Raw genomic sequence first — 19,458 nt, 5'->3', positions numbered from 1 at the left:
TCTATAGCTTTTTGGTAATCAGTGATTTTATATTAAAAACCGCTTCAGGAATTGAAACTCCTGTATATGGAACATCATAATAGTCGGGAGTATCAACTGGCGTATCTGGATTTGGATAATACCGTTGTTCTCCGGTACGGAACATAATACGCGAAATTCCATCTACAGGTTGAAAAAATATGCCATTCGTTTCTTCACCGTTATTAACTTTAAAGGTATAAGAGCGAGAGGTTGCATCTAATGAAACACTTATGGTGTATTCTTTTCCTGCTTCGTATTTTAGTATATTACGTAATCTATAGCCTGCTTTTAATTTTAAATTACCATCCGTATCAAAAGTAAATCTAATGGCTGGCATCCCTTCCTTGTTTTGAAATTCTATCTGCATTAACCCGTGATCATTTTGCTCAGGCTTTACAGTAAAACTTGCTTCCATTTTTTCAGCAAAAGGAACAACACGCTCTACGCGAGGATAATCAAAGGGATCTTCATCACGAAGTGTTAGATATTTGTTTCCATCTTTATTTTCAATTTTAGCAGAACCCCATTGTAAATTATATGTATTCCAAAGTTTTAATTCTTCACCATTTGGTAATTTATTAAAAACATCATTAGCATCTTCATCTACGGTGCCTGTTACAGGAACCGGGATAGAAGACACCCACATATCTTCTTTGTTCATACTGTATGTTACCCATAATTTCCCATCTGGAGGCGTTCCATTTCCTTCTACTATACCACGCACATATTGTGGTCCGTGCGACTTGTATGCTCCTCCATAACGTAAACGTGATATTTCACCATGAACTAATAATAAATCATTATAGTTTAAACCGTCATTACTTGTGGACACCGCTAAAGGCCAACGAAACTCAGAAGGGTTATAAACTGTTGCATATTTATTGTCTGAAGTTTTCTGTCCCCATATTTTAGCATTATTATTCACAAAACCTGGAGCACGCAAAGGTTTATATTCCCATGTTAATCCATTGTCTTTACTTAAAGAAGTTAATGCATACTTCCACAATCCAACAACATTTCCGTTTGGTAAATGGTAATAGCTAAAAGCTTTATATTCTTTTTTAAGCGGAATTAATGGATCATCTCTATCCGCTTCTTCAACCCATTGTTGCATCAATAAAGGTGTTGCAAGTAATTCTTCACAGGCCTTTTTTAAACCTTTGTCTTTACTTTTTGTGTAGAATGGATATGTAGATTTTGAAGCATCCCATGTTTTATTATGACGAATAAAGTAAATAGGTCCTAAACTTCCATCTTTATAAACTTCACGAATAACACGACCAATACCTTTTCCATCGTTAGGATCGTCATGAGGCTCCATAACAATACCATAATATGCTAAGGTGAAAAATCGGTTATCTGAAGATGTAAAGAAGCCCATACGCTGATGCATCACTGCTTTTAGGTTTTTAGCAACCGCATTAACACCTTCTTTCACATAACCATCTGGAATATTATAAGGAGGAAAAACTACTTCTGGAAAACTCCAATTTTCTCCATCTTTAGACCTGAGCATAAAGGATTGACTTGGTGGAATATGTTCCCCCACAGGGTCGCTTAAATATTGCACAAAAAAAGTATTATTCCAATAAGCTATATTGGGTGCGTGATTGTACGTCCAGCCAAAACCATCCGATTTTTCTGGATGCTCTCTGCTGGCACGCATAATTTGAGTCGCATGTACACCAACCGCAGGAGTTAATTGTCCATGATGGTAATCGATGTTTGATAGTGTTTTACCAACATATTTTATAGTGTCTTGTTGCGCTTCAACCATTAGGCTACCACATACTAATAACACAGATGAAAATATACTGGACTTCATTTTACTTAATTTATTCATTTTCTTCTTTCATTTTTTTAATCAACCCTTTTAAAACATCTATAGAAATGGTACTAATTGTTCCATGTTTGTGCCCTTCGGGTAGCTTTATTTCATCACTTATATCTTCAAAATTTATAAAATCTGAAGTTCGCACCGCTTTGTAATCTTTTTCACCGTAATTATCATAATAAATAAGGTATTTCCCATCCACTTTTAATACTGTAGGTCCTTCCGATTTAAACCCCGTGTAAGGATCAGAAATATTTTCAAAAGGCCCTAAAGGTGATTTTCCGAAGCCTACTTTGAGATTTCTCATGGGTCTTGTATTGTCTTTTATTATTAACACATAATCATTTTTGGCTCGTTTTACAATTACACAATCTATCACACTAAACCCTGGATCTAAAAACAGTTTGGTTTCTGAAAATGTTTTAAAATCTTTAGTAGTAACATAATACATTCGGTGATTATTTTTTTCTTCTTCTATACCTTTTTCAAACCTAAACGGAATGGTTGATGCCCAAATAATGATGTATCTATCTTCCTCATCATCATAAAAAATTTCGGGAGCCCAAATATTAACCACCTCAGGTTCATGAGCCATTACAGGAATATATTTTTGCTCAGACCAATTAATTAAATCCTTTGAATTGGCATAACCAAACCCGTTACCCCCTTTCCAATCGGTTGTCCAGACCATATGATACGTATCATCTTTATCTCTTACTATAGATGGATCGCGCATTATCTTACTAGCACCTGCTTTTGGTTTTAAATAAGAACCCATAAGGTCTTGCCAATGGTAACCATCTTCACTATATGCTAAATACAAACCATCTGTAGCGGGTTCTCGAAAAGATGTAAAAATATACAGGTCCTTTTTATTAGATGCACAGCTAAATACAATAGGTAAAAATATTAGTAACAGTAATTTTTTCATAGTATGGTTAAGCTTTTAATTCTGTTTAATATCTATCTTTAAATCTTTACCTTTCTTTAAAACTGTTTTCACATGTTCAAAAACATTGTTTTTTAAGAAAATAGTTTTAGATTTTAAACCATCTACTTCAAGAAACACATCTGTGGGTGTCATTTGAAAATTATTACCAATCATGATATTCGAGACATTATTCAGTTTAATAACTGGTGTATCTTTTATTGGTGTTGTTGTTGAAACATTATCTAAAATGATATTTTTTGAATTTTCAATACTGAAAGATGCTCCTATTTGTGTATTTACTTTTACATCGTGTAACTCTACATCTGAAGCTGTATCTATTGAGAATCCTTCCTTCGCTTCTATGTTTATATTAGAGAATGATAGGTTATGAATTGGCATTTCTGGAATACCTATAACACGACACGCCGTATTTACATTAGTACCTGTTACATTACTGATGTGAATATTTCTAAAAATAGGTGTGCGTTCTGAAACAGGCTCTTCAACCGTATTTTTATCATAAAAAAGATTAAACATAAAGGCTTCTTTTTTTATGTTATTCATGACTATATTAGACACACGAATATCTTCAACTACACCGCCTCTACCACGTGCCGCCTTCAATCGAATACCTCTATCGGTACCATCGAACACGCAATTAGCTATGGTTACTTTTTTTATACCACCAGACATTTCACTACCAATTACAACACCTCCATGACCACTTAACATCGTACAATTTGTTATAGTTACATTTTCAGTTGGTGTTGCCCATTTTCTACCGTCTGCATCACGTCCAGATTTAATAGTGATACAATCGTCTCCTACACTTATATGGCAGTTTGAAATATGCACGTTTTTACATGATGTAGGATTAATGCCATCTGTATTTGGTGAATGTGGGTTGAAAATAGTGACTCCATCAACGGTTACATTATCGCAAAACGCTGGATTAATCGTCCAAAAAGGTGAATTTTGAATGGTAACACCTTCTATTCTAACATTTTTACAATTGAATGCTTGAAATAATGGAGGGCGATGAAACAGAAAATTTCTAGTCCTTTCATAATAAGGAGCTGTTTCCAAACCAACATTGGCTTCTTGAGTCATTTTTTGATACTTAGTAAGTTCTAGCTTTTCTTTAGCAGATTCAATACGCCAAATTTCTTTCCACCAAGCTTCACCTTGACCATCAATAGTTCCTCTACCGGTTATAGTGATATTTTCAATATCTTTTCCATAAAGCAATGGTGAAAAACTATTCATAACCGTCCCTTCCCAACGCAATTGCACAAAGGGTAAATAATGATCAAAATTGTTTGAAAACCTTAAAGTTGCTCCAGATTCAATATGAATTGTTATATTATTTTTTAACCTCAATGCTCCAGTTAAATAATCGCCGGCAGGGAAATAAATAGTGCCACCTCCATTTTTTTCAGCCTTATCAATAGCTTTTTGAATGGCTTCGGTACACAACTCGCCTTTGTTATTTCCGCCTTCTTCCAAAATATTTAACCAACCATTGGTTGCTGAACTCACCGATATAAATGATGTTAAAACACTAACAAATATTACTAAAAATACTTTTTTCATAGTCAAAATACACTTTACTTAGAAGTTAAAATTAAAACCCAATCGTTGCCATCTACTTGTTCCCCCGAAGCATCAAAATCTTGAACACCTTCATTTTTAAAAGTTCCTATTTTAGTTGTTTCTCCATTTTTAGGATTGTACCAAGAGGCTTCAACTTCAGTTCCTTTTATTTTACCCATGTTTACAGAAATGTTTCGTCCGTTGTAAGTGTAAATCGATGCATAATCTTCTCCTCTAGTAGCCGCTATATAATCGTATTTTTCACCTTGATTAGCAACCAAACTTTCATCTGGAATACGTTTAAAATAAGGGTAATCTAATATTAAGTTTTTAACATATTGCATTTGTTTTGCTCCTGGATCATTTAATGCATCCAACCAATACTTATCACTTCCATAACCTTCTGGTTTAGTATGATTTTCGTGCATTTGCATTACATGATTATTGCCATAAGTAAATCCTGCAGCTCCTGCAAAAACAGACCAATAGGCATAACGACGTAAATCATTATCATTCCAAAGTGGTTGTAAAGTATCATGTAAACCTTGTGGAATACCTTCGTACGATGGTTCGCCATCTATAGTTGGTTTTGTAGGCTTTAAATTGAAATCTACATTCACATATTTGTAGTTATCTTGAGCATACATTTTACCTTCCGTTTCTTGGTCGTAACGTCTGTGACCCGATTGAAACATATTAAAATCTAACCAATTTTCATTATGGTAATTATCTGAAGAATCTGTACGTCCGAACGGGTGAAAGGTTACTAAGCAATCTGGATTTTTCGATTTAAGAATGCTTCCTATGGCATTCCAAATCTCCATATTTTGCTCACCAGGCGTATCACCTCCATTCAACCAAACGATATTTTTTCTATCTTTAAATCTATCTCCTAAAAAGGTGGCATACGCCTTTGCCTGCTCTAAATTTACTTTTCCACCTTTAACCGATGTACCCCAAATAGGTACCATACCTAAATACAAATCGTTTTCTTCGGCAACATCTAATGCGTAATCTACATGATCCCAAAAATCATATTCCTCTGGGTTTTCAAAATTATTACCCTCTGTTACTAAAGGCTTTGACACGTCTTTATTCACCACAGCCGAATCTCCATAAACATTCACCATTTCTTCAGAATGCATGGTCATTATTTGAATCACATTATAGCCTTTTTCTTTTCTATCCAAAAAGTATGTTTTAATCTCGTCTCTATTTAATTTTTTGAAGGTTAACCATCCTGTATCACCTAACCAGAAAAAGGGTTTACCGTCTTCAGTTTGAAAATAATGTCCGTCACTAGATACTTGAAGTTTAGACATGCCCTCTATTACTGGTGGTTCAACATTTTCTTTTTTAGAATCTTTACATGAAATCATTAACACCACTAAACTAGTAGCAATAAAAAATTTAAAGGGTTTTCTTTTTTTAGTCATTAGTTGGGAATTTTATTTATTAACTATTTTTTTATTTTTTTAAGCGTATACTCATATATAGGTGCTTATTTTGTCGATTGAGGGTGACATAAGATTTATTTCTTTTTAATATATACCACTTTTATATGTTCTGACGGAGCTATAAGTGTTTGTTTTGTTTTTCCTTGGATTATTTTTTTAGAAACCACCTGCCCATTTGATGGATCAATCCAAAACACCTCATAATTCCCTTTGAAACTTGATAAATCTACTTCTACAGTTTTTATGTCTTTTAAATAAAGCAAATACGATTCGCCTTCATTTTGTAAAGTCCAAGACTTACTATTAAAATTGGTGTTAGAATTGATTTTCATTTTTGATAAAGACTCGTAAAAACCCGATATATTTATATTGGGAATATTAGCTAACGAACCACCTGCCATTAACACAGGCCATCCAAATTTTGAAGATCCGTTGGTTGAATACAACACTACTTTGTTTGGATATTTTTCTCGATACTCACTAACCGCTCTGTAAACCTGTTCTTCGGTTTCTTTACCTACACTCATTTTACGTGCATGCTGGCGTGGTGCTAAATTTTTTCCACCTTCGGGTGCATAAACACTTCCGTCTTCTCTATAATGCCAATAACGAATATCAATTAAATCGACTGTTTGGTTACGCTTCGCATCCTTCAAAATAGCGTCTTGAACATCTTTGGTTGCACTTAAGCCAATAATACCCGTTTTACCAGTTTCTTTTTTCCATTTCTGAGCTTCATCTAACCAAAATTCCATAAAATGAAGTGGGCCAGTATATTCGGCACTTGTTAATTGAATGACATTACTGTTTTCTTGAAAATTGTCTAATGATTTCCTTATAAACCCTTGGTGCAGCTTTCTTCTGCTTTCGTTTGAAATATCGTAAAACTGTTCTGCCATAAAAATACGCTTATCACCTGCATAGGGCACTGGCTCTGGAAATTCTGTTTTATTTATATTATTAGCAGCACGCCAAGGTGAACTCGACCAATGTGCTCCTGCTTCAATGATATTATGCTGAAAATATTGCTGATTAATTAATAATTGCCCATTAGGTTCTGCTAAATCTGCAAAATGTCCCAAACGGTACCAATACCAATCGTTGTATTTTGTTAAATCGTACTTACTTAAATGATCCCAAGCCAAGCCTTTGCCAGTTCTAGCGAAAGGTTGCTCGTAAAACGGAGGCCAAACGTCGGCATCTATTCTACGAATACGTTCATGGTCGTCCATTCGCCGATCATACCATAATCCATAATTGTGATCTAAAGCAATAACATTCTCTTTTTTGAAAGACTCTACAACATCCTTTAAATTATCTGTAAACCCTTTACCTGTTCTACCAGGAGCGAATCTAGTTATATGATCAGATGCATTCTTAACATCATGATCTTTTAAACTACCACGCCACCACATAACATTTCTTTGTTCACCAGTAATCACTTGTCCTTTAAGTGTAAGTCTACCATTTTCAATTTTCACTTTGGCTATTTTACTATTTTCACTTTCGTGTAACGATTTCAACTTTAAATCATCAATAGATTTAATATTAGATGTATTGATAGTAATCTTATTCAACTTTGAAACTTCTTGAATCCACTCTGTCAAACCTTTCATTGGATTTAAAGCTTCTGTTGTAAGTTCTGCGGCTTGTTCAAGTGTAGGACTGGTGGATGGTTCTGTACCTAAATCAAATACATATGGATTTACAGGAAGTTGCTCTAATCTATTTTCTAACTGTGCGTAAAACAAACTTCTCGGACTTATATGATTGTTAACATCTTTCCAATGACCATTTCCTGCAAACTGTCCCCAAACACCAAAAGCCCAATTTTGAGCTGTTGGCGGATTGTAACATTCTATTTTTGAAGCTGAAGATTCCCAAATTACACTATTGGCTGCTGTCCAACCTGCGCCCCTACCATTTTGTTCTCTATTATTATAACTTAGAGCATCTCCATCAATGTATGCTATATCAAATAAGACACCTGTTGCCCAACTACCAATCGCACCACTATTACTATAAGGCATAAACGATTCACACTGTACAAAAGCATTTGGACCTGTTGTACCATAACCACCTACTGCAAAATCATGATAACCATATTCTGAATAACAACGTTGAAACAACGTTTGTTGGCCTTCAGTATAAAATGTGTGACGTCTGAAAGAAGCAATTTCTGAAATGGGTTCTGTGGAGATACAATCTTCAACTGTAATTTGTTGTGATGATTTTAATAGAGAAACTGCTCCACCTGCAAAATGCCTAAAGTGGACTTGACGTACCCAAGCGTTTTTCACATTTTCCATAGTAATACCAAACCAACGGTGTTGCTCATCTTTAAGGTTAGATGCATTATAGGTCGATTTCATTGTTAGGTTTTCAACGCCAACATTTTCTATTCTACCTTCCCATGTATATTTAATCACTTCTGCTTTTCCATAGACATCTTCCAAAGCCATGGTTAATGGCGCATTCAGCGTTACTTCACTTCCGTTGCTATTAGTGACGATACGATTCCATGTTATATCCCAATCTCTAGTTTTCCAACCAATCCAACCTGTTTCACCTCCAAACTCTTCCATTTCTAATTCTTTAATCCAATTATCGGTTAAAGGCTTAACAATAATTATTTCATCAGAGACTTTTAATTTAGATGTGTTTTTTAATTGAATTTTCCGAGTGCCCAGTGGCGTGTAAGTAGTACTAAAACCTAACGTATCTGCATATTTTCTATCATCAACTCCTAAAACTCTAATTAATGCTTCTCGGTCTATTCCAGTTCCTAAAAGTAGGGTTTCATTATCTGCGTTTCCGCTTCCTCTTAAAATAACACCCGATTTATTAATATATAAGCTACCACTTATTTTAAAAGTCCCTTTATCTAAAAGAACAGCACCTCTAAAACCAGAAGCATTAGGTTTTAAACTCCCCACATAATTAATGGCTGCTTGTATTTTTTGAGTGGCATCATCCGTTTGATGGGGCACAAAAATTCTAGCTTCAACCTGAGGGATGGCTTTTTCAGACGCCATATACCCTGCATATGAAAAATCGGGGATTTGATTCCCTAAACTATCGGCTACATGTGTAATGCTTCCTTTTTTATTTTTTACAATGTCTGAATGCTTACTTTGTGCATGCCCAACATTTATTATAAAAAACAAGGCTATACTTGATAAAATGAGTTTATATTTTTTATTAAAAATCATGTTTTCAAGGAGGTAAAATACATTTTCAAGCAATATTAACTATTACTATTATGTTGATATTATTGTAATATTCCGTTTTGTAATTTCGCTAATGTGTCGATATTATTATCAGGTTTAGTCCAATCCACTTTCTTAGTTGGATCGATACCATTGATATATTTTTCAATATTAGTATAGCCATCACCATTCAAATCTTTATTAGCATCAGAAGCGTCTTTAGGGTTTAAACCATATTTCTTTTCCCAAGCATCAGACATCCCATCATTATCAGAATCTTTATAAGGTTTTCCTTTGTAATCTGGATAACCTCCTACTTGGTCTGGACTGGTTATAATACCTTGTTTATATGAATCCGCAGGTAACCTTCTTTTAATAAACTCGCTACCAATAGTGTTCTCCAATCCTTCTTTATATTCTATTTTCCCTGTTCTAACCTGTTTGATAATACGCGTATCAACCGCATCTCTTTTAGGCAATGTTGCACCAACATTATTTAAAACAAATTCGTAAGCTTCTTCAGCTTTCATAATAGGAAACTGAGGCATTCTAAATGGTTTTGCTTGTTTTATATAAGCTAATGCTTTTTCTTCAACTTGAACACCTCCGTTCCAGTTGTTGGCAGTAACCTCTGGTGAACCGACCATAAAATTACCTGAAACATAAGCGCGTCCATAGGTTTTAGGAACATAATAACCTGTTTCTGGTTTTAAAATTCTGTAACGAATTGGCTTATCTGTTGGTGTAATGGGACCTGGTTTAAAGTAATTATTAATAATATTAAACATAGAACTTTGGTCACCTCCATCAATAGTACGATGCCACCAATTAAACACCACATTATTTACAAAATTAAAATCGCCACTCATACCGTTTGAACAATTTCTACCTGTATTATCAGCCCACAAATTTCTCATAAAGGTACTATTATGACCTCCAATAGTACTCCCAAAAGAATGATTATAGGTATCTAAAGCTTCAGATGAAATACTATTTTGAATCGTAACATTAGATGATGGTAATTTTTGGCGCTCGGACTTTTCATTAGCTTTATACATGTGTCGGTACATAGACATATTTTCGTCCAAACCCCAACTTGTGGAACAATGATCCATAATAAAATTTCCTACTACATTACCACCAACAGCATCATCTCTTCTGGTAACATCGGTTTCCCCTCTTCTAAAACGCATGTGTCTAATAATAACATCATGTGTATCGACACTGAAGGTTTCTCCTGCGATACAAACCCCATCACCTGGAGCGGTTTGACCTGCAATGGTTACATAAGGAGCTCGCATGTTAAGCGGTTTTTTTAACCGAATAATTCCTGAAATATTAAACACAATAGTTCTAGCTCCTACTGCTTCCACAGCTTCTCTAAAAGTTCCTTTACCACTATCTTCTAAACTAGTAACGACAAATATTTTTCCACCTCTACCTCCTTGAGTAAAAGCACCTCCTCCTTGAGCTCCTGGGAACGCAGGAATGTCTGCTTGCATGAGTTCTTTAGGATAGGATGCCCATGGTGTATAGGGGCGTCCTAATAATGCTTCTTCTTCAATTATATGATAATTACTTTCCCAAATGTCTTGTAACCTCTGGTCTTCTTTTGCTAAAACGGCATCTGTTTTTGCTTGAAGTTCATCTGGAATTGTAGGATACTGTGCATAAGTATATTGAGTAATTGAACAAAAAGAAGCCATTACAAGGATACTTTTTAGTATAGCCTTTTTATTTGTGTAGTGCATGATAATATATTATTTTAATTTATGTAGAACTATTTTATTGAAATTGAAAGTTCATTCTATAGTTTGTTTTTTTCTCGTTTTTTAACGCGTTCGTGCCAATCTTTACTTTCTTTATGTAAATCATATCCATCAGCAGACAAATTATTATTTATTCTTCCTTTAAATTTACCAAACCACGCATGCTTCTCTTTTGAAGAACCTCCATCTATAGCATGCTCTCTAGCTTCTATTAAATTATCGTAAATCATTTTTTTTTGCTTTTCGGTAAGGTTTGGAAGCATATCTAAATAACCTGCATAAGTAAGCGGCAAAACACCATACGTCATACCGTCTTTAACTCCACTTACTTTATCTTCTGATAATTGCTTATTTAATGACTTTAAATATGATTTATGCAGCTTACTTACCAACTTATCAGCTTTAGACTTTAATTTACCTATTTCTTTTGATTGCTGATCTTTAGATAAATCACTGTTTTTTACTGCTTCTATTTTAGAATCTCTTTCATCATGAATTTTACTTAAATTCCGATATTGCTGGGCTATTATAGTGGTTACAGCCTGTTCCTTTTCTGGGTTAGATAGTTCTAACTTTTCTACAATTTTAGATGCACGCTCATTAGTTACTTTTATGTACTCTGGGTCTAAATGTTGTTGTGCATTTACTTTACATGTGGCTATTGAAACAAACAGCATCATGTACATACTCCATCTTTTAACTGACATTCTTTAGTTTTTAAGGTTTCGAATCCGTTGGGATTCAATTAATTTATCAATGGTTTGATTAAAGTCTCTTTGTTATTTTTTAAATCGGTCCAATCTGTTTTTCGTTTTAGATCTGAACCATTTATATACTCTTCAATATTCGTGTAACCATCATTATCTGAATCTATAATAGCATCTGACGCATCATTTGGATTCAGTCCATTTTTTTTCTCCCAAACATCTGGAATTCCATCTTTATCGGAGTCTATATAGGGCTTCCCTTTATATTCTGGATAACCTCCTACTTGTGAAATGTCTGTAATAATTCCTTTTTTATAAGAATCGGCAGATAAACGTCGGTGTTCAAATTGATAAAAAGAATTTGGATCTAAATCTTTAACATATTCTGGTTTGCCTGTTTTAACAGTTCTTACAATTCTAGCATCTACAGCATCTCTTGTTGGAAATGTTGCACCCACATTATTTAACACAAAATCGTAAGCTTTGTCTGCATCCAAAATAGTTCTAAACCAAGGCATGGGCATGGGTTTAGCTGCTTTCATGGATGGAAAATAGGTATTAGCCTCTTCCAAATTCATTAAAACACCTTTTTTGTTTTCCATTTGAACACCACCATCCCAGTTATTTTTAGAAATTCTCTCATTATTTTCTACAATATTACCACTCACATAAGCGCTTCCAAACTCTAAATAGTCTAATTTACTTCTACCTGATTCTGGTTTTAATATTCGATAACTTATCGGGTCCTCCAAATCAGTTAAAGGTCCTGGTTTGAAATAATTATTAATGATATTATATTTAGCCGTATAATCGCCTCCATCAACCGATCTATGAACCCAATTAAACACCACATTATTCACAAAATTAAAAATACCATTCCACCCTATAGATGGATTTCTACCAGCATTATTTGCCCACATGTTTCTAATAAAAGCACAATTTTCACCACCTAAAGTACTTCCAAATGAATGATTATAAGTGTCTAAAGCTTCGCCAAACAAACTGTTTTGAATCGTAATATTTACGGTTGGTAATTTTTCATCTTTATAATCGGCTCCAGGACTAAACATATGTCTGTAAATAGACATATTTTCATCCAATCCCCAAGTTGCAGAAACATGATCTATCATGATATTTCCAACGGGGTTTCCTCCAATAGCATCATCTCTCCTACCTACAAAAGTTTCCCCTCTACGGAAACGCATGTGACGAATGATGACATCGTGTGTATCTATCCAAACCGTTTCTCCTGCAACACAAATACCATCTCCTGGTGCTGTTTGACCAGCAATAGTGATGTATGGTGCACGAATAATCAAAGGTGTTTTTAGTTTTATTATCCCAGAAACATTAAATACTATAATCCTGGCACCTCCTTTTTCGCAAGCTTCACGCAAAGTCCCCGGGCCTAAATCTTCTAAACTAGTAACTGTATAAACGCTACCACCACGACCTCCAAAGGTATACATGCCTCCACCTTCAGCTCCTGGGAAAGCAGGGATTTCGGCTTGTGGTAAATCAGTTGGTCTACCTGCCCAAGGAATATAAGGCTTACCTTCTTTGGCTTCTTTTTCTACTATTATTTTTGCTTTTTCCCAAGCCTCGTCTGAATGCTTATAAGCTTCAACTTTTATCGCTTCTTCTTGTGCTCTATCTTCAGCAGTTAGCTTTGGGTATTGAGCATAAGATTTAAATACACATAGAAGTAAAATAAATAAAATACAATTAAATTTTTTCATATATACTAACTTGTTTTTTGAATTACATTTTTCTGGTCTAAAGAAACAACTTGAATCTGAAAACATTTTGGAATGATTCAATAATTATTAAAAAAATTCACCTGTATTTAGTTTATAAATACAGGTGATTTTTTTAATAATCTTAGTTAACTAAAACACTCTTTTAAAGCTTATGGCTTATCAAAACATCAAGCATAAACTATAATTAATGAACTAGATCTATCCAAATTGAAGATCCTCCCGTATCATCAACTATAAAATTCTCTATGGTATACTCCGTATTATGAAAGTAGTACCAATTAGAACTATACCCACCCGAATCATATGTTATTTCGAACGAATGCCCCCAATAAGTAGGTCCTTCTATATGAACATCATATGTTCCCTCTGCAATACCATAAAGTTCTCCTTCATCAGCATCATCTGAATCAACATTAAATACATAAGCATCATATGGATCTCCATACTGATCAGTTCCTATAAAAGTGATAGTCCAATCATCATAATTACCACTGGATGGTGGCTGCCAATAAACCTCACCTTGGGCAAATACACTTGTTACAGAAGAAATAAAAAATACTATAAAACACAATAAGGTTAAAACCTTTGATGTCATATTACTAATTAAATTTTTCATAATTTTAATTTTAAGTTAATTATTAAATAATTGAATATATTATATTAAAGCATCTTCAATTACTGGAATTAGGAACTTAAGATACTTTTTTAAGTATTCTAAATGATTGTTTATTTGAGTCAATAATCAAATACTAATTAAGAGGATTGAAATTACCTCCCCATCCTTGGGTTTGCTCTAAATAAGCATTGTCATTGTATAAATTCTCATATATTCCAAAGAAATAATATTCTTTATACCATGAGAACTCCCAAGCTGCGTCTTTTTCAAGATCATCTCTTACAATTACTTTTAAATGATTGTCATATAAATAATCAACATATTCTTCATAAGTTGTTACTCCAGAAGGATAGTCTGCCGGTTGAGCATATCTATCCATAATACCTGGGGGAACCACGACGTTATTTACTATTGTTTCTTTAAATGGATCTGCAGTACCAATGTATTCCGTACCATTTGCATTTACTGCAACTGTATAGTATCCTTGTCTTCTAGAACCATTAATATCTTCTTGACCTAATCTTGTTACAGTACCATAAGTATCATCATACAATAACCAACGTCTTAAATCTTCAAAACGTTTATTTTCATAAGCAAACTCAACCTTTCTTTCATTTATACACATAGCAAAATGTTGATCTCTTGAAGATACGGTAGATAAACCATAATCTTTAGTTCCAGCTTCTATACCTGCTCTTTGTCTAATTTGTCTAACATACCCTTTCCCTTCTGGTAATTTATTTATACCAATGGCAGCCTCAGCTAAATTTAATAATACTTCAGCATAACGGAATTCTAAATAACTTGTTTCTACATATCTAAATCCATCCAATTCACTCGTATTAGGATTTGTGAATTTTTTTAAATAGATACCTGATGCATTCGGGTTATTCTCTGTAGATTTATTTAAAGTGCCTGCTGTTGCGCTGTTCCAACGGTATGTCCATTGTGTATATGAACTATTTTCTTTGTAAGGCCAAACAGAACCATTGTATGCAAATGAGTGATAAAATCTTGGATCTCTATCTTTATAAAAATCAGTAAGATCCCCATCTGTATCATAAGGTGTTCCATCTTTCATAGGAAAAGCATCCACAATTTGTTTTGTAGGAGCATTTCCTCCAGAAGCTCCTAAATCTTTAGGACGAGAAAATCTTTCTGTGGCGTTATTTTTTTGTACTGAACCACTTTGCTTAGTATTAAAATTATAAGCAATAATAGCCTCTACATTATCATTACCATCAAACCACATTGTTCTCCAATTTGGATGAAGTCCTTTGCCAGCAGCATCACAAATATTTTTTGCATCTAAACAAGCATCATAAGCACGTTGCCATCTTGCCTGATCATCATTTCTATTAAATTGAGGACTTGCCCAGGTTAATAAAACACGTCCTTTCAAAGCCGCTGCACCTGCAGCTGTAATTCTACCATAATCTTTTCCTTCTGCATCATAAGGCCTTCCTTGATTTAAAAGAGTTTGTGCCATATCTAAATCCGCAACAATTTGATCTATACTAGCTGAAGTTGAACTTCTAGGCACTTGTAAACCTGAATCTGTTCCTTCAATAATAACAGGGTCTTGCGCTGTTAAAACTAATGGAATACCTCCGTATAATTTAACTAGTTCAAAATATTGCCACGCTCTCCAATAATATATTTGCCCTTTAATCTGGTCTTTAAATTTTTCTGTAAGTCCAGAAAATTTATCAACTTGATCAAAATACGTATTCATCATCCTAATTCTTGACCAAGTACTATTACTATAACTAGTCGTTGATTTTACACCTATAGATCTTAAGCAATGATCTTCATTGAAAGAAATTGCAGCGTATACTTTATTTATATCTACTTCACCAAAACCTTCATCAGTTGCTTTACCAAACATATCTGGTCCATCATGATCATCAGCAGCTCTACTCCACATAATCATGTTTTTATTATGCTCTGGTAAAATCAATGAATAAATTTGATTTACGTATTGATTAGACAATTCTTCGTATTCAAACACTTCATTGGTAACAGAACTCAAATCTCTTTTTTCTTCAATAAAATCTGTACTGCAACTTCCTAGCACCAAACTGGTTATGATTGCAAACACACTATATAATTTTATATTATTTTTCATGTTTTTATTTTTTAATGTTTTAACCTAATTAGAATCCTACACTTAATCCTAAAGAATACGTTCTTAAAGTAGGATATGTACCACCAGAACCATACGATCCATTTTCAGGCGCAGGTAAACCTACATCTTTATATGGATTATATATTGTAAATGGGTTTATTCCAACAAAATTTAGTTTCACACTACTTAGATTTAACCTTTCTACAACATTTTTAGGCACAGTATAGCTTAAGTTGATATTACGCACAACATAACTCATGCTATTACCAACTTTCCAAAAACTTGACGATCTATCGTATACAGCTTTATGGAAAGGGTTCGGATACTTACCAGATGGATTTAGATTTGGATCGTATATATCTGACCAAAAAGCATTTCTATTTTCGTAATTCTCAGGTATTTTGTTTTTTGGCACCATGCTTCTAGCCGTTCCGTCTATTTCATAATAGTTATTCCACCCTACTTGTAAGACAGTGTTTAGACTAAAATTCTTCCATCCTACACGTATAACCGAATTAAAACCTTCAGGTCCCTTTCTAGCTTTTTGTAGTATAACTCTATCATCATCATTAATAATACCATTTGGCGCATCGAACGATTGCGTCGTAGGATTCCAAGCACCATTTATGTCTTTATAATATAACATACCTGGCCTTAAATTATTTTGAAGTGGGTTAAAAACACCCGTAGTTGCATTATAACCTGTATTAACCCCAAACATTTGAGATATCTTATTATCTACTACCCATTGATTAGCTTCGTCTTGTGTTTTAAACATTCCTTGATAATCATAACCCCATCTGTGTGAATCATTACGTGTATCTCCTTTTCTTGATTCCCATGGTCTAATATTTGATTCGTCTTCGGGAAAGTCACCCTTAATCATTTTACTATTATACCAATTTGTATTTATTGTAAAACCGTAGCTGAATTCTTTTCCAATTTTGTCACTCCATCCAATAGAAATCTCCGTACCCCAAGCATCTTGTGCGGCATAATTTTGTGCAGGCACCTGACCTCCAACTGAGAAAGGAACCTCTTTAGTTCTTCCTATCTGAATATCCGTTCCTATATTATAATAGGTTTCAACAGACGTTGATAATCTGTTATCTAATAGCCTAGCTTCAAAACCAAAATTTGTTTTTACTTCCTTTGACCATCTTACATCAAAATTTGCTGCAGTTCCCATTCTAACAGCATCTGTCTCATCACCATTATATCCAAAAACAGGACCTTCACCTGTTCTAGCAGAATATCTTTGTAACCATTGCCATTGCTTAACATTATCTTTACCTAAAAGACCAACAGAACCTCTAAATTTAAGATAATCTACTACGTTAGATTTCCAAAAAGCTTCTTTTGATATAATCCATCCTCCTGAAAGTGAATAAAAATCACCCCAGTAATTTTGTGGTGCAAATTTTGCAGATGCTGAACTTCTATATAAAAATTCTCCATAATATTTACCGTCATAAGCATAATTTAATCTTCCTACATAACCTAAATCAGCTGTTTCATCTGCCCAAGTGTAGGTATTACTTGTATCTCCTGTTGCACTCCAAAGTTGCCCATTAGAATATCCTTGAGCATCTTCTTTACTTACTCTATCTTTAAAAAAGTAAGATTCTCCACGTTCTACGGCAAGTAAAGCAGAAATATTATGCTTCCCTAAAGTTATATCATAAGAAATACTACCATTCATCTGCTCAGTACTCCTAGTAGTATTATCAATCAATATTCTATTACTTTCATCTTGAACTCTTATACCATTGCTACCTGGTGCTAGCACATTAGTTCCTAAAGGACCAGACCCACTTGGGTATAAAACATATCTATCATCAGTATTAGCTCCTAAATATCTATAAAGAGTAAATGTGTTCCCCAATTGAGACGCCCTATCTTTTGATTCGTTACGAGCATAACTAGCTTTCAACACTAAGCCTTTAACGAAAGGTATTTCGTATTCAGCATTAAGGTTTACACCTATTCTATTACCTTCTGTAAGTGCTAAATTATTTAACCTCTGTACTTCTGGAAAATGAAAATCTGCTCCTTCTTGATTTGCTCCTAGAAGCTGAACAGGATTTCCATCTATATAATCGGGTATAATAGGTATCTTATTAAGTAGATTTCCGTAATCACCGTTTTCAGCAGAACCCAACTTAGTAAAACTATTTTTCTGAGATGAAAAATTACCAGACACTTGAATACCTACTTTAAAACCATTGGCTATTTTCATATCAGCCGAAGATCTAAAAGTCCATCTATCAAAATCTTGAGTTCCTAAGTTACCTTCTTGGGTGTAATACGAAATGCCCGCATAATAAGTTCCAGTATCACTACCTCCAGATGCACTAATATTATGTCTTTGTGTAGCTGCAGATGACCATTGATCCTCTAAAGGCGTATAATTCAATGTTTTAAAATAATCGAGTTCATTTTGATTAAATACGTATTCACGATAATTTCCAGCTGTAGGTGCAATATTAGCTCCGTTAGGTCCATTCAAAATATTAAAATATTGTCCATACTCATACGCACTCATAACCTCAGTGCGATAAGGTTCGTCTGCAATGGAATAGTTACCACTATAGCTTAATTTCGCAGGTCCTTTTCGACCTCTTTTAGTTGTTACCAAAACAACACCTTGAGCACCTCTAGCACCATAGATAGCAGCAGAAGCATCTTTAAGAAAAGAAATACTCTCTACCTCAGACGCATCTAAACTATTAAATAAGCTGCCATCATTATATCCAGTATCCGCATCTACCTGAAGCACGCCATCTATAACAAATAGAGGTTCATTTGTACCCCCATCTTTGGCGAAATTTTCAGGATTACGTATTTGTACTCTAGCTGCGTCTCCTGGTCTCGATTGACCTCCTTCAAAACTAACACCTAAAACACGACCAACAAGAGCTGACCCTAAATTACCTACTGGTAAATCTTCAACCTCGCTCATATTTACTGTAGCAACAGATCCTGTAATAGCCTCTCGTTTTTGAGTACCATATCCTACTACAACGACTTCTTCTAATGACTGCAGATCCTCTTGTAACGTGACATTAATATCACTTTGTCCATTAACAGCAATCTCTTTGTCTAACATTCCTACGAAAGAAAATAGTAATGTAGCTCCAGACTTTACAGAAAGACTATATTTCCCATCAAAGTCAGTAACAAATCCATTATTAGTTCCTTTTTCAATAATATTCACACCAGGTAAAGGCAGACCTGTTTCATCTATCACTTTTCCAGTGACAACTTTCTTACTATTTGTCTCTTGCGCAAAGCCCGATAGGCTTACAAGACTAAAAAGCAACAAAACACATGCTTTAGTAATTGTTTTTTTCATACTTGTTTGTTTAGTTTAATTATTTAGTTAGTTAATTTAATGACAGCAGGTTACGGAACACCTACTATTAAAATGCTA

11 protein-coding genes are annotated in these 19,458 nt (G+C 34.3%); all 11 read right to left on the bottom strand.

Annotated elements, in window-relative coordinates:
• Position 1: 1 nt before the first annotated feature.
• Positions 2-1,864, bottom strand: coding sequence for a six-hairpin glycosidase (locus QLS71_RS09535; RefSeq protein WP_308990989.1), 1,863 nt, complete (start codon positions 1,862-1,864; stop codon positions 2-4).
• Positions 1,857-2,786, bottom strand: a complete 930-nt coding sequence (locus tag QLS71_RS09530; RefSeq protein WP_308990990.1) for a glycoside hydrolase family 43 protein — start codon at positions 2,784-2,786, stop codon at positions 1,857-1,859. The genes QLS71_RS09535 and QLS71_RS09530 overlap by 8 nt, the downstream gene beginning before the upstream one ends.
• A gap of 15 nt (positions 2,787-2,801) precedes the next feature.
• Entirely contained in the window at positions 2,802-4,379 is a 1,578-nt protein-coding gene (locus QLS71_RS09525; RefSeq protein ID WP_308990991.1) for a glycoside hydrolase family 28 protein, read from the bottom strand.
• Positions 4,380-4,393: 14 nt separating this feature from the next.
• Positions 4,394-5,815, bottom strand: coding sequence for a glycoside hydrolase family 140 protein (locus tag QLS71_RS09520; protein WP_308990992.1), 1,422 nt, complete (start codon positions 5,813-5,815; stop codon positions 4,394-4,396).
• Positions 5,816-5,910: 95 nt separating this feature from the next.
• On the bottom strand, positions 5,911-9,048 hold the full coding sequence (locus QLS71_RS09515) for a DUF6298 domain-containing protein (RefSeq protein WP_308990993.1): 3,138 nt from the start codon (positions 9,046-9,048) through the stop codon (positions 5,911-5,913).
• Positions 9,049-9,107: 59 nt separating this feature from the next.
• Complete coding sequence (locus QLS71_RS09510; RefSeq protein WP_308990994.1) at positions 9,108-10,796, bottom strand: thrombospondin type 3 repeat-containing protein; 1,689 nt, start codon at positions 10,794-10,796, stop codon at positions 9,108-9,110.
• A 56-nt stretch (positions 10,797-10,852) separates the two neighbouring features.
• A complete protein-coding gene (locus tag QLS71_RS09505) occupies positions 10,853-11,521 on the bottom strand; it encodes a DUF3826 domain-containing protein (protein WP_308990995.1) in 669 nt (222 codons plus the stop codon).
• Between the two features lie 38 nt (positions 11,522-11,559).
• Positions 11,560-13,260: a polysaccharide lyase gene (locus QLS71_RS09500; RefSeq protein WP_308990996.1), complete on the bottom strand. Its 1,701-nt coding sequence runs from the start codon at positions 13,258-13,260 to the stop codon at positions 11,560-11,562.
• A 205-nt stretch (positions 13,261-13,465) separates the two neighbouring features.
• On the bottom strand, positions 13,466-13,897 hold the full coding sequence (locus QLS71_RS09495; RefSeq protein WP_308990997.1) for a hypothetical protein: 432 nt from the start codon (positions 13,895-13,897) through the stop codon (positions 13,466-13,468).
• A gap of 133 nt (positions 13,898-14,030) precedes the next feature.
• Complete coding sequence (locus tag QLS71_RS09490; RefSeq protein ID WP_308990998.1) at positions 14,031-16,025, bottom strand: RagB/SusD family nutrient uptake outer membrane protein; 1,995 nt, start codon at positions 16,023-16,025, stop codon at positions 14,031-14,033.
• A gap of 28 nt (positions 16,026-16,053) precedes the next feature.
• Positions 16,054-19,380 carry a SusC/RagA family TonB-linked outer membrane protein gene (locus tag QLS71_RS09485; protein ID WP_308990999.1) on the bottom strand — a complete coding sequence of 1,109 codons (3,327 nt, stop codon included), beginning with the start codon at positions 19,378-19,380 and terminating at the stop codon, positions 16,054-16,056.
• Between the last annotated feature and the right edge of the window lie 78 nt (positions 19,381-19,458).

This window comes from Mariniflexile litorale (genome assembly GCF_031128465.2).
GTDB classification, from domain to species: domain Bacteria; phylum Bacteroidota; class Bacteroidia; order Flavobacteriales; family Flavobacteriaceae; genus Mariniflexile; species Mariniflexile litorale.
Note: the sequence above shows the minus strand (reverse complement) of the source record. Positions and strands in the feature narration are given on the sequence as shown.

What these genes read in the sequence shown, in the direction of transcription:
- QLS71_RS09515 (WP_308990993.1), bottom strand. Translation starts at nt 9,048, where the DNA reads ATGATTTTTAATAAAAAATATAAACTCATTTTATCAAGTATAGCCTTG.
- QLS71_RS09495 (WP_308990997.1), bottom strand. Translation starts at nt 13,897, where the DNA reads ATGAAAAATTTAATTAGTAATATGACATCAAAGGTTTTAACCTTATTG.
- QLS71_RS09500 (WP_308990996.1), bottom strand. Translation starts at nt 13,260, where the DNA reads ATGAAAAAATTTAATTGTATTTTATTTATTTTACTTCTATGTGTATTT.
- QLS71_RS09485 (WP_308990999.1), bottom strand. Translation starts at nt 19,380, where the DNA reads ATGAAAAAAACAATTACTAAAGCATGTGTTTTGTTGCTTTTTAGTCTT.
- QLS71_RS09535 (WP_308990989.1), bottom strand. Translation starts at nt 1,864, where the DNA reads ATGAATAAATTAAGTAAAATGAAGTCCAGTATATTTTCATCTGTGTTA.
- QLS71_RS09510 (WP_308990994.1), bottom strand. Translation starts at nt 10,796, where the DNA reads ATGCACTACACAAATAAAAAGGCTATACTAAAAAGTATCCTTGTAATG.
- QLS71_RS09505 (WP_308990995.1), bottom strand. Translation starts at nt 11,521, where the DNA reads ATGTCAGTTAAAAGATGGAGTATGTACATGATGCTGTTTGTTTCAATA.
- QLS71_RS09525 (WP_308990991.1), bottom strand. Translation starts at nt 4,379, where the DNA reads ATGAAAAAAGTATTTTTAGTAATATTTGTTAGTGTTTTAACATCATTT.
- QLS71_RS09520 (WP_308990992.1), bottom strand. Translation starts at nt 5,815, where the DNA reads ATGACTAAAAAAAGAAAACCCTTTAAATTTTTTATTGCTACTAGTTTA.
- QLS71_RS09490 (WP_308990998.1), bottom strand. Translation starts at nt 16,025, where the DNA reads ATGAAAAATAATATAAAATTATATAGTGTGTTTGCAATCATAACCAGT.
- QLS71_RS09530 (WP_308990990.1), bottom strand. Translation starts at nt 2,786, where the DNA reads ATGAAAAAATTACTGTTACTAATATTTTTACCTATTGTATTTAGCTGT.